Annotated in this window: 14 protein-coding genes; 6 read left to right on the top strand and 8 right to left on the bottom strand. The window is 68.0% G+C overall.

From position 1 onward, the window contains the following. Positions 1 to 52 precede the first annotated feature (52 nt). The 3 genes from WS57_RS27805 to WS57_RS27795 form a co-directional block, all read right to left on the bottom strand. Positions 53 to 640: a YSC84-related protein gene (locus WS57_RS27805; protein WP_009689483.1), complete on the bottom strand. Its 588-nt coding sequence runs from the start codon at positions 638 to 640 to the stop codon at positions 53 to 55. Between the two features lie 242 nt (positions 641 to 882). Beyond that, positions 883 to 1332, bottom strand: coding sequence for a hypothetical protein (locus WS57_RS27800; protein WP_059512741.1), 450 nt, complete (start codon positions 1330 to 1332; stop codon positions 883 to 885). A gap of 258 nt (positions 1333 to 1590) precedes the next feature. Then, complete coding sequence (locus tag WS57_RS27795) at positions 1591 to 1881, bottom strand: PsiF family protein (RefSeq protein WP_040127549.1); 291 nt, start codon at positions 1879 to 1881, stop codon at positions 1591 to 1593. 268 nt (positions 1882 to 2149) lie between these two features. On the opposite strand from WS57_RS27795, the gene WS57_RS27790 reads away from it, so the two are divergent. Continuing rightward, the gene (locus WS57_RS27790) at positions 2150 to 3172 is read left to right on the top strand and encodes an asparaginase (protein ID WP_040127548.1); all 1023 of its coding nucleotides are present in this window, start codon (positions 2150 to 2152) and stop codon (positions 3170 to 3172) included. 110 nt (positions 3173 to 3282) lie between these two features. Here WS57_RS27790 and lysM read toward each other — a convergent pair whose 3' ends face one another. The 5 genes from lysM to gcl all read right to left on the bottom strand — a co-directional run bounded on the left by lysM (position 3283) and on the right by gcl (position 7781). Further along, positions 3283 to 3753: a peptidoglycan-binding protein LysM gene (gene lysM, locus WS57_RS27785; protein ID WP_069245124.1), complete on the bottom strand. Its 471-nt coding sequence runs from the start codon at positions 3751 to 3753 to the stop codon at positions 3283 to 3285. An 11-nt stretch (positions 3754 to 3764) separates the two neighbouring features. Then, positions 3765 to 3890 (bottom strand): hypothetical protein, encoded by a 126-nt coding sequence (locus tag WS57_RS38215; RefSeq protein ID WP_257786277.1) that lies wholly within the window; start codon positions 3888 to 3890, stop codon positions 3765 to 3767. A gap of 328 nt (positions 3891 to 4218) precedes the next feature. Then, complete coding sequence (locus WS57_RS27780) at positions 4219 to 5109, bottom strand: 2-hydroxy-3-oxopropionate reductase (RefSeq protein WP_009688288.1); 891 nt, start codon at positions 5107 to 5109, stop codon at positions 4219 to 4221. Between the two features lie 42 nt (positions 5110 to 5151). Further along, positions 5152 to 5961: a hydroxypyruvate isomerase gene (gene hyi / locus WS57_RS27775; RefSeq protein WP_009688289.1), complete on the bottom strand. Its 810-nt coding sequence runs from the start codon at positions 5959 to 5961 to the stop codon at positions 5152 to 5154. 44 nt (positions 5962 to 6005) lie between these two features. Continuing rightward, positions 6006 to 7781: a glyoxylate carboligase gene (gene gcl, locus WS57_RS27770; protein ID WP_009688290.1), complete on the bottom strand. Its 1776-nt coding sequence runs from the start codon at positions 7779 to 7781 to the stop codon at positions 6006 to 6008. A 271-nt stretch (positions 7782 to 8052) separates the two neighbouring features. Here gcl and WS57_RS27765 point away from each other — a divergent pair, with 271 nt between their 5' ends. The 5 genes from WS57_RS27765 (at position 8053) to priB (ending at position 11653) form a co-directional block, all read left to right on the top strand. Then, positions 8053 to 8964 carry a LysR family transcriptional regulator gene (locus WS57_RS27765; protein WP_009688291.1) on the top strand — a complete coding sequence of 304 codons (912 nt, stop codon included), beginning with the start codon at positions 8053 to 8055 and terminating at the stop codon, positions 8962 to 8964. A gap of 184 nt (positions 8965 to 9148) precedes the next feature. Beyond that, positions 9149 to 9790: an RNA polymerase sigma factor gene (locus WS57_RS27760; RefSeq protein ID WP_069245123.1), complete on the top strand. Its 642-nt coding sequence runs from the start codon at positions 9149 to 9151 to the stop codon at positions 9788 to 9790. Continuing rightward, complete coding sequence (locus WS57_RS27755) at positions 9780 to 10685, top strand: anti-sigma factor family protein (RefSeq protein ID WP_059601962.1); 906 nt, start codon at positions 9780 to 9782, stop codon at positions 10683 to 10685. The genes WS57_RS27760 and WS57_RS27755 overlap by 11 nt, the downstream gene beginning before the upstream one ends. 254 nt (positions 10686 to 10939) lie before the next feature. Next, entirely contained in the window at positions 10940 to 11314 is a 375-nt protein-coding gene (rpsF, locus tag WS57_RS27750) for a 30S ribosomal protein S6 (RefSeq protein WP_006402295.1), read from the top strand. Positions 11315 to 11353: 39 nt separating this feature from the next. Then, on the top strand, positions 11354 to 11653 hold the full coding sequence (gene priB, locus WS57_RS27745) for a primosomal replication protein N (RefSeq protein ID WP_009692552.1): 300 nt from the start codon (positions 11354 to 11356) through the stop codon (positions 11651 to 11653). The last annotated feature ends 1 nt before the right edge of the window (position 11654 follow it).

Here is an 11654-nt window from a genome sequence, read left to right as displayed (position 1 = left end):
GCCGTTCGCGCATCGTCCGCGCGCGGCGCGGACGAGCGGGGACGCCGCGGCGTCAGATCTTGAGCTTCGTGACCTTCGTGCCGTTGATCGACACGTCGCCCATCAGGCCCGCGTTGGTCAGCACGATGACCTGGACCGGTGCGGTGGCCGTGGTCGTGTCGACCGCGCCGTTCGCGCCCATCTTCACGAGCGCGACCGACGCGCCGGCGCCGGCGGCCCAGCCGTCCGAGTTGCGGAATTCGTCGAGCGCTTCCTGCGTCATGAACAGGAACACGATCGCCTTCGACTGTGCGCCGGCCTGCAGGCCGACCGACAGCGACGACGTGTTGTAGTAGCCGACCGTGCTGCCGCCGACGCGCAGCGCGCCGTTGCCCGACTGGCCGCCGACGATGAAGCCGGCCTGGATCACGTCGGGGAAGACCAGCACGCCGCGCGACTTCGCGACGAGTTCGCGCGAACCCTTGACGGTCGAATACATGCGCGACAGCGTGGCATCGACGCTCGAATCGATCGCCTGACGCTTCGACGCGTTGGTCGCGGCGTTGTCGGGCTTGTCGGGGGTGGTGGTGCAACCGGTGAGCGCGAGGCTACCGACGATGAGCGCAGCGGCGGCTTTCAGCGCAAGATTCCGTTTTTGCATCGTTCTTCTCCATCGGATGATGTTCGGAGTGAGTCTCGCTCAGGGAGCGACCCCGTCGGCAGTTATATCACAGCGGGTTACAGCCGCTTTTCATTCCGACGTGAAAAAGCGTCAAATCGGTTCGCGGTGTCGCGGCGCGCCAACGGAGGCACCGGCGCGCGGGCGTCGACGCGCCGCGCGGCCCCGCGGGCGGGCGAGGAAAGCGAGCGGGGCAGGCCGTCCGATGAGGCGAACGCGTCGCGTCAGTGCGTGACCGGCGGGACGGGCGGCTTGATCGGCGGGCGCCGCAGCGCGCGGCGGATCAGCGCGATCACGACGCCGCATGCGAACAGGAACGCGGCCGGCACGACCCAGTAACCGACGAACGCATGCCACAGATAGCTCGCGAGCGTATTGCGGCGCACCATGTATTCGTCGCGCGCGGCCTGCTGGCGCGGTGCGTTGGCGGCCAGCACGTCGGCCGGGCAGCCGGCCGCGCGCGCCTCATCGGGTTCGCCGTGACACTTCGCGGCGGCGCCCGCCGCCTGCTGCGCGTCGGTGAGCTGCCAGGTGGTCAGCGCAAGCTGCAGGTCGGCCTTGTTGTAGGCCATCTCCTCGCGGATCTCGCGCACGGCGACGATCGCGACGGGCACGGCCCAGAACACGATCACGATCACCCAGCGGCGGAACCAGCGGTGTTGTCTCCATGCCATCCAAGCCTCCGTTTGACGCGGCGTGCGCGTCCGTCTCGAGGGCGGCCCGATGGCGCTTCTTGTACTTGGATGGGCCGCGTTGCAGCCATCATAGAAGAAAACGCGGCGAATTGCCGCACCATATGGGGGCGGGCGCACGGTGCGCACCGGACAATGCGGTGCGGATCGCGGCATCACGCGTCGATGCGCGTGCAACCAAAACAAAAATGCCGCGCCCGCCGAAGCGGTGCGCGGCATCCGATGCGGGAGCGCCGGGACTCAGGCGGCCGGCTGGTTGCTCAGGCAGCTCTTCATGAACGCCTTGCGGTCGTCGCCCTTCTTGTCGGCTGCCTGCGTGTTGCAGGCCTTCATTTTTTCCTGCTGGCTCATCTTCTTCGCGGGCTTCGCCGACAGGCAGTCCTTCATGAACGCCTTGCGTTCATCGCCCGTCTTGCCGGCTGCCTGCGTGTTGCAGGCCTTCATCTTGTCCTGCTGGCTGTTCGCCGCGAATGCGGGGGAAGCCAGCATGCCGCCGAGAAGCACTGCGGCTACGAGCGATTGGATTTTCATTTCGACACTCCCATGGGGTGAATTGCGTGTTATCGACGCCGTCACGACGCGCACACCGGGCGACACAGGGTAGGGTCGCATCGTGTTGCGCGTTCCGATTATGGCAAATCAATGTGAAAACACCAAAACGGCACTTCCTATAACGCCGCCGGTCGCGCGAGCGTTGACGTCGCGCGCGCCGCGGCGATCGGGATAAACCATGAGCGCGCGGCGCGGCGGTGTCGCCGAATCCGATGGATTCCGGCCGCCAACCATTACAATCGCGGCCATGAATACTCCGAACTCCGCTTCTCCTTCGTCCGCGGCGCTCCTGCCGCGCATCGTCGTGCTCGCCACCGGCGGCACGATCGCCGGCGCCGCGCCCGACGCGGCCAGCACGGCCGGCTATCAGGCCGGCGCGCTCGGCGTCAATTTCCTGCTCGAGGCGGTGCCCGCGCTTGCGTCGGTCGCGCGCGTCGACGCCGAACAGGTCGCCAGCATCGACAGCAAGGATCTCGCGCTGCCGCTGTGGAATACGTTGGCCGCGCGCGTTGCCGCGCTGAGCGCCGACCCGGCGGTCGACGGCATCGTGATCACGCACGGCACCGACACGCTCGAGGAAACCGCCTACGCGCTGCACCTGGTCGCGCGCGGCGACAAGCCCGTCGTGCTGACGGCCGCGATGCGTCCGGCGACCGCGCTGTCGTCCGACGGCCCGCTGAACCTGCTGAACGCGGTGACGGTCGCCGCCGATCCGGCCGCGCGCGGGCAGGGCGTGCTGGTCGCGTTCAACAACCGGATCCACGGCGCGCGCGATGTCGTAAAGACGAGCACCTACGCGGTCGATGCGTTCCACTCGCCGGAGCTCGGCGCGCTCGGCTGGGTGCAGGACGGCCGCGTCGAATTCGCGCGCCGCGTCACGCGTTCGCGCGATGCGCGGCTGGCGATCGCCGATGCGTGGCCGCCGGTCGACGTCGTCGCGAGCTACGCGGGCGCGACGCGCACGGCCGTCGATGCGTTCGTCGCGGCCGGCGTGCGCGGGCTCGTCGTCGCGGGCACCGGCAACGGCTCGATCCACGCGACGCTGCAGGCGGCGCTGGCCGATGCGGCGAAGGCGGGCGTTGCCGTGGTGCGCGCCTCGCGCGTCGGCTCGGGGCATGTGATGCGCAACGGCGCGGCGAACGACGATGCGCTCGGCTTCGTGAGCGCGGGGTCGCTGAGCCCGTTCAAGGCGCGCGTGCTGCTGATGCTCGCGCTCGCGAACGGCATCGTCGCGCGCGACGAACTGCAGCGCCTGTTCGACACCTGCTGACAGACTGCCGAGCGACGGCCGCCGCGCGGGCGGCCCGGCGGTCCGGCAGCGCCCATGAAAAAAGCAGGCCATCGGCCTGCTTTTTCTGTACCTCGAAACCGCGCGAATGATCAGGACTGCGGCGGAATCACGAGCTTCTGGCCCGGATAGATCCGGTCCGGGCTCGACAGCATCGGCTTGTTCGCTTCGAAGATCGCCGGATACTTGTTCGCGTCGCCGTACACTTCCTTCGCGATCGCCGACAGCGTGTCGCCCGGCTTCACGTCGTGGTACTGGACTTCCGGATCGTCAGGCTGCAGGCCGTCGTCGTTGACGCCCGCGACGCCATGCACGTTGCCGGCCGCGACCTTGACCTTGGCCTTCGTATCGAGATCGGGCACGCTGCCCGACAGCGACACGGTGCGCGACGCGCCGTCGAACGCGACGGTCAGGTTCGACGTGTCGAGACCCTGCGTGCTGATGTAGTTCTTGATTGCGTCGGCCGCGGTCTGGTTCGCGGCATTCGGATCTTCCGCCGCTTGCGCGTCGGCGTGACCGAGCAGTTTTTCACCCGCCTCTTTAATAAACGAAAGAAGACCCATCGTTGCACTCCTTAGGTGGTTGAAAAGAAAACGCGCCGTGAAGTGGCGAAAAAAACACCGCGCTGGGTGCGGCCACCGGAGGCGGGCGCAGGCGCGGCGGTTTTCTCGAAAGGCGTGGCGAAAGTGTAGGCGTTCATGGCGACGATTGCATGAAAAATCGCACGCCCGAACGTAAAGAAATGTAATACGCGAAATCCGACAGGCGGACACCCGACGACGACGTCTGACCGACCAAGGCTTCCCCGGCGCCGCCGGGTGCCGCTGCGGACCCCACCACGCCGCTCTCAGCCCAGAGCGGCGTTTTTCGCCCCGCCGCGCACGCGATAGCGATACGCGGCGGGGCGCCCCACCGTGATGCGCCGTGCGCATCGATGCGACCGGCCATGGCCCGTCGCGCTGTGTTTCCCGCGCGTCCGTCATTGCGACGGAGCGCGCGTCATGGCATCCGCGTCACGCGGCCTGCGCTCAGCCTGCGGTCTTCTCGATCTCGAAGTTCGACATGATTTCGAGCGCGCGCACGAGCGCCGAGTGATCCCATGCCTTGCCGCCGTGCGATGCGCACACGCTGAACAGCTGCTGCGCGCTCGCGGTGTGCGGCAGTGCGAGGCCGAGCTTGCGTGCGCCGTCGAGCGCGAGGTTCAGGTCCTTCTGATGCAGCTCGATGCGGAAGCCCGGATCGAACGTGCGCTTCGTCATCCGCGCGCCGTGCACCTCGAGGATGCGCGACGCCGCGAAGCCGCCCATCAGCGCCTGGCGCACGCGCTCCGGATCCGCGCCCGAGCGCGCGGCGAACAGCAGCGCTTCGCCGACGGCCTCGATGTTCAGCGCGACGATGATCTGGTTCGCGACCTTGCAGGTCTGGCCCGCGCCGTTGTCGCCGACGAGCGTGATGTTCTTGCCCATCTTCTCGAACAGCGGCTTGGCGCGCTCGAACGCCTTCTCCGGGCCGCCGACCATGATCGTCAGCGACGCTTCACGCGCGCCGACTTCGCCGCCGGACACCGGCGCGTCGAGGTAGTCGCAGCCGAGCGCGTTGATCTGCTTCGCGAATTCCTGCGTGTCGAGCGGCGAGATCGAGCTCATGTCGATCACGAGCTTGCCGGCCGTCAGGCCTTTCGCGACGCCGTCGTCGGCGAACAGCACGTTACGCACGTCGGGCGTATCCGGCACCATCGAGATGATGATGTCCGCGTTCTGCGCGACTTCGGTCGAGTTCGCGACGACCTTCGCGCTCGCGCGCAGATCGTCGGGGATCGGGAACGCGCCGTTCACGACGAGCTGGTGGTCGCCCTTGAGCAGGTTGCGCGCCATGTGCGCGCCCATGATGCCGAGGCCGATGAAACCGATGGTTGCCATGTGAAAGTCTCCTATAGGGGCGAAAACGGGGAAGGCGGGGGCTCAGGCGGCGCGGCGCGCGGAACCCGCTGCGCAGCCGGCGACGCTTTGCAGCCAGCCGAGTCCTTCCGTCGTGGTGGTGCGGGGCTTGTATTCGCAGCCGACGTAACCGCTATAGCCGAGCCGGTCGAGCAGCGCGAACAGGAACGCGTAGTTGATCTCGCCGGTGCCCGGCTCGTTGCGGCCCGGGTTGTCCGCGAGCTGCACGTGGCCGATCGACGCGAGGTTGCGTTCGATCGTCGCGGCCAGTTCGCCTTCCATGCGCTGCATGTGATAGATGTCGTACTGCAGGAACAGGTTGTCCGAGCCGACCGCGCGGATCACGTCGAGCCCTTCGGCCGAACGGTTCAGCGCGAAGCCCGGGATGTCGAAGCTGTTGCACGGCTCGACCAGCAGGCGGATGCCTTCGCGCTTGAGCGCATCGGCCGCGAAGCGCAGGTTGTCGACGATCGTCACGAAGGTCTTGTCACGCGCGGTGCTCGCCGACGGAATGCCGACGAGGCAGTTCAGCTGCGGCACCTTCAGCGCCTTCGCGTACTCGATCGCGCGGCCGACGCCTTCCTGGAATTCGCCGATGCGATCGGGCAGGCACGCGATCCCGCGCTCGCCCTGGTCCCAGTTGCCGGCCGGCAGGTTGTGCAGCACGAGGCGCAGGCGGTGCGTCTCGAGCCGTTCGGCGAGTTCCTCTTTCGCATACGGGTACGGGAACAGGAACTCGACGGCGTCGAAGCCCGCGTCCGCGGCCGCCTTGAAGCGGTCGAGGAACGGCACTTCGTTGAACAGCATGGTCAGGTTTGCAGCAAACTTCGGCATGAGCTAAGCCTCTTCGGTCGGTCAGTCAAAAAATGTCCTGCGGGTCAGTCGAGCATCGAGATCGCGGTCGGCGCGTGCTCGGCCTTCTCGGCCAGTTCCTCGAACTCGTTGATCGCATCGATCTCGGTGCCCATCGAGATGTTCGTCACGCGCTCGAGGATCACCTCGACGACCACCGGCACGCTGAACTCTTCCGCGAGCGACTGCGCCTGCTTCAGCGCGGGTTCGATCTCTTCCGGCTTGAACACGCGCAGCGCCTTGCAGCCGAGGCCTTCGGCCACCGCCACATGGTCGACGCCATAGCCGTTCAGCTCCGGCGCGTTCACGTTGTCGAACGCGAGCTGCACGCAGTAGTCCATGTCGAACGCGCGCTGCGCCTGGCGGATCAGCCCCAGGTACGAGTTGTTCACGACCACGTGCACGTACGGCAGCTTGAACTGCGCGCCGGCCGCCAGTTCCTCGATCATGAACTGGAAGTCGTAGTCGCCGGACAGCGCGACGATCGGGCGGCTCGGATCGGCCGCACGCACGCCGAGCGCGGCGGGAATCGTCCAGCCGAGCGGGCCCGCCTGGCCGCAGTTGATCCAGTTGCGCGCCTTGAACACATGCAGGAACTGCGCGGCGGCGATCTGCGACAGGCCGATCGTGCTGACGTAGCAGGTATCGCGGCCGAACACCTTGTTCATCTCTTCGTACACGCGCTGCGGCTTGACCGGCACGTTGTCGAAGTGCGTCTTGCGCTGCAGCGTGCGCTTGCGCTCCTGGCATTCGGCAACCCACGCGCTGCGGTCCTTCAGCTTGCCGGCGGCCTTCCATTCCTGCGCCACCGCGACGAACAGTTCGAGCGCGGCCTTCGCATCGGACACGATGCCGAGATCGGGGCCGAACACGCGGCCGATCTGCGTCGGCTCGATGTCGACGTGCACGAACTTGCGACCCTTCGTGTAGACGTCGACGCTGCCGGTGTGGCGGTTCGCCCAGCGGTTGCCGATGCCGAGCACGAAGTCGGAGGCGAGCATCGTCGCGTTGCCGTAGCGGTGCGACGTCTGCAGGCCGACCATGCCGGCCATCAGCGGGTGGTCGTCGGGAATCGCGCCCCACGACATCAGCGTCGGGATCACCGGCACGCCGATCGTTTCGGCGAACTGCACGAGCAGGTCCTCGGCCGCCGCGTTGAGCACGCCGCCGCCCGACACGATCAGCGGCTTGTCCGCGTCGTTGAGCATCGCGAGCGCCTTCTCGATCTGCGCGCGGGTGGCCGCCGGCTTGTAGACCGGCAGCGGTTCGTACGTGTCGATGTCGAATTCGATCTCGGCGAGCTGCACGTCGATCGGCAGGTCGACCAGCACCGGGCCCGGGCGGCCCGAGCGCATCAGGTGGAACGCCTGCTGGAACACGCGCGGCACCAGCGCCGGCTCGCGCACGGTGACGGCCCACTTGGTGACGGGCTTCGCGATCGACTCGATGTCGACGGCCTGGAAGTCTTCCTTGTAGAGACGCGCGCGCGGCGCCTGGCCCGTGATCGCGAGGATCGGAATCGAGTCGGCCGATGCCGAGTACAGGCCCGTGATCATGTCGGTGCCGGCCGGGCCGGACGTGCCGATGCACACGCCGATGTTGCCCGGCGCGGCACGCGTGAAGCCTTCGGCCATGTGCGACGCGCCTTCGACGTGGCGGGCCAGCACGTGGCTGATGCCGCCCGACTTGCGCATCGCGGAGTAGAACGGGTTGATTGCCGCGCCGGGCACGCCGAACGCGGTCTGGATGCCTTCCTTCTCGAGCACGAGCACGGCGGCGTCGACAGCTCTCATCTTGGCCATGAATGTCTCCTTGAACCTGAAATGGGGTGGATCTCGGTAATCGATCTGTTGAGGACACTTTAGGGATGCAGGAAAGGTTTGATAAGATCAGCCGAAGTCGCTTATTTCGAAACTAAAAGTATCGAATGACGGGTGGACGGGGCTTTCGCCGATGCCGGACGGCGGGCGGCGGGCCCGCGCGGCCGGGCGTGGCTGCACGCTCCGCGCGTCGTCGAAGCATCGGACCGGTACGGCTGCCTGCGCGCCGGCAACTGGTCCAACGGAGACAGGGATGGATCGTTTCAAGCAGATCGAGACGTTCGTGCGGGTGGCGGACGCGGGGAGCCTGGCGGCGGCGGCGCTCGAGGAGGGCGTGTCGCCGGTCGTGCTCGGGCGGCGCATCGACGCGCTCGAAAAGCGGCTCGGCGTGAAGCTGATGTATCGCTCGACGCGGCGGCTCGTCGTCAGCGAGGAGGGCGCGGCCTTCCTCGAACGCTGCCGCGGGCTGCTCAGCGAGTGGGACCAGGCCGAGAACGAGCTGGCCGCCGGGCGGCGGGCGGTCAGCGGGCACCTGATCGTGTCCGCGCCGGCCGCGTTCGGCCGCAAGCACGTCGCGCCGCATGCGCCGGGCTTTCTCGCCGACAAGCCCGAGATGCAGCTGTCGTTCAACCTGACCGATCGCGTCGTCGACCTGGTGCGCGAAGGCTACGACCTGTCGATCCGGATCGGCGGCGCGGTCGACCCGAACTTCGTCGCGGTGAAGCTTGCGTCGAACCGGCGCGTCGTCTGCGGCACGCCCGGATACTTTCGCCGGCACGGGCGCCCGAAATCGCTCGACGACCTGCTGCAGCACAACTGTCTCGCGTTCAACCTGCAGGGCGGGCAGAACCGCGGCTGGTATTTCCAGCGTCACGGCAAGATCGTGACGATGCGCGTGACGGGCAATCTCGACTGCAACGACGGCGAACTGCTGCATCGCTGGGTGGCCGAAGGCCTCGGGCTCGGCTGGCGCTCGACGTGGGAAATCGCCGCCCAGCTCGAAACGGGCGAACTCGAGACCGTGCTCGACGAATACGCGCTGCCCGACTACGACATTCTTGCGGTCTATCCGCAGCAGCGCTATGTGCCCGCGCGCGTGCGCTATTTCATCGACTATCTGCGCGACGCCTATGCGCGCCCCGGTTACTGGAGCAGCACGCCGTAACGCGGGCAGTGCTTGTCTGCGCCTGTCCCGGCGTGGGTATCCGGTTATTTTCCGTTTTGCATCCATGCGGCGGGAATAAACTCGACACAGCGCCGGTATAGGTCATCGAGCGCGCGCGAAGCCGGTCTGTCCGGGCATCGCGCAGCAGGGGCGCGGCTTCGGCCGCCGGGACCAGGGAGGCCATGTGGGGCAAGCCGGACAGGCGGTCGATGGGCAGTCGGAGCGCGACGCGGCGGCGCGCGGCGAGCGGTTTCGCGCGCTCGTGCTGCCGCATCTCGACGCCGCGTACAACCTTGCGCGCTGGCTGAGCGGCAGCGCCGGCGACGCCGACGACGTCGTGCAGGAGGCCTGCGTGCGCGCGCTGCGCTTCATCGATTCGTGTCGCGGCGACAACGCGCGGCCATGGCTGCTGACGATCGTGCGCCATGCCTGGTACACCGAGTGGCGGCGCCGCACCCATGCGCATGAAGTCGCGGTGCCCGAGGCGCTCGACGACGCCGACTTGCCCGACGACTGGCAGCCGGCGAGCGAGGATCCGCTCGCGCATCTGCTGCGCGGCGAGAACGTCCGGCTCGTGAACGACGCGCTCGCGAAGCTGCCCGCCGAGTACCGCGAGGTGCTGGTGCTGCGCGAGATGGAGGACCTGAGCTACCGCGAGATCGCGGCGATCGCGGACGTGCCGGTCGGCACGGTCATGTCGCGGCTCGCGCGCGGCCGGCGCCGGCTTGCCGCGCTGCTGGACGGCCCGCCAACGCCGTCAGCCGGCGCCAGGCCGGGGCGGGCGGCGGCCGGCGGAACCGCATCGGAGGCGATCGATGGACTGTAACGAAGCACGCGCGCTGCTGGATGCGGACGTCGATCGCGAGTTGTCGGCGCCTGATGCGCTGCGTGTGCAGCGGCATGTCGAAGGGTGCGACGCGTGCCGTCGCGAGCGCGCGCGGATCGTCGCGCTGGGGCGGGCCGTGCGGCAGGCGGATTATCATCGCGCGCCGGACGCGCTGCGTGCGCGCATCCTCGCGGGTTTGCCGGGGGCGGAGGGCGCGTCGGCGGGCCGCGCAGCGCAGCAGCCGGAGCCGGCGTCCCGTCCCGGGTTCGAATCTCAGCCGCAGCCGCAGCCGCGCGGCCGTCACTGGTTCTCGTGGCCGGGCGGTCGCGGCGCGTCGGCGCGCCCGGCGTCCGCGGGCCCGGGGCCGCGCGTCGGCGCGCTGCCGGGCCTCGGCTGGGGCGTCGCGCTGCTGGTCGCGCTGGCGGCCGCGGCCGGGATGGCGCTGTCCGCGCACCGCGCCGACACCGACCGCACGGTCGACGAACTCGTCGCGAGCCACGTGCGGGCGGGTCTGTCCGCGCGCGACATCGACGTGATCTCGACCGACCGGCACACGGTCAAGCCGTGGTTCAACGGGCGGCTCGACTATGCGCCGCCGGTCGAGGATCTGGCCGCGAGCGGCTTCGCGCTGGTCGGCGGCCGGCTCGACTATGTCGGGCGTCGGCGCGTCGCGGTGCTCGTGTACCGCTACCGGCAGCACGTGATCGACGTCTACGTGCGACCGGCGGGCGAGGGCCGCGGCGCGCCGTATGCGACCGTGTCGCAGGGCTACGCGCTCGACCGCTGGGACGCGGCCGGGATGACGTGGTGGGCCGTGACCGACGCGGAACCGTCCGCGCTCGCGGCGTTCCGGACGGCGCTCGACGCGCGGCTGGCGGGCACGCGCGTGGAGTGACCGCGGGCGGCGGGCCGCCCCGAAGGCTCGCCCTGTCAACACGCGCATTGCGATCCGTCCCCGATCCGCAAACGACCATGCCGGCGCGGTTTGCGGCGGCCGGAGCCCTTCAAGTCGTTGAAAACACGGCCGAATCCGGTCGCGAATCGTCGATCAGCCTTGCACGCGCCCCGTAATCGGGTTAGAATCTTCGGCTTCTCACTTGCCACACCGGTTCAGACGCCCGGGTGGCTTCAATCCACAAGGAGTGTGTAATGCGTCATTACGAAATCGTCTTCATCGTGCACCCCGATCAGAGCGAGCAAGTGCCCGCGATGATCGAGCGTTACAAGACCACGATCACGTCGCACGGTGGCCAGATCCACCGCGTCGAAGACTGGGGCCGTCGCCAGCTGGCCTACATGATCGAGAAACTCGCGAAGGCTCACTACGTCTGCATGAACATCGAGTGCGACCAGACGACGCTCGACGAACTCGAACACGCGTTCAAGTTCAACGACGCCGTGCTGCGTCACCTCATCGTCAAGATGAAGAAGGCCGAAACCGGCCCGTCGCCGATGATGAAGGAAGTTCAGCGCGAAGAAGCCAAGAAGGCGGCTGCTGCTCAGCCGACCGAAGCGCAGGCTTAAGCTCGTCTCGATTAAGCCACCAAGGAGCACGCCACTCACGTGAACAGGTTGCAATTGACGGCAAGCGTCGTCGAGCGCGCAGCGGTGCGATACACGCCCGCCGGCGTTCCGATCGCAAGCGCGACGTTGCAGCACAGCACGGAAGTCGTCGAGGCAGGCATTCCCCGTCGGGTCGACATGACGATCGAGGCGGTGGCGGCCGGCGAGGCGAGCGGCAGGCTGGAGCGATGTGAACTGGGCGTCGAAACGCTGTTCACGGGCTTCCTGGCCAGGAAAAGCCGCAACGCGCGAACCTTGGTGTTTCACATCACAGCATTGCAGGACATTGGAAAGGACTGAA

It is taken from the genome of Burkholderia pseudomultivorans, assembly GCF_001718415.1.
In the GTDB taxonomy this organism is placed as follows: Bacteria; Pseudomonadota; Gammaproteobacteria; order Burkholderiales; family Burkholderiaceae; genus Burkholderia; species Burkholderia pseudomultivorans_A.
Note: the sequence above shows the minus strand (reverse complement) of the source record. Positions and strands in the feature narration are given on the sequence as shown.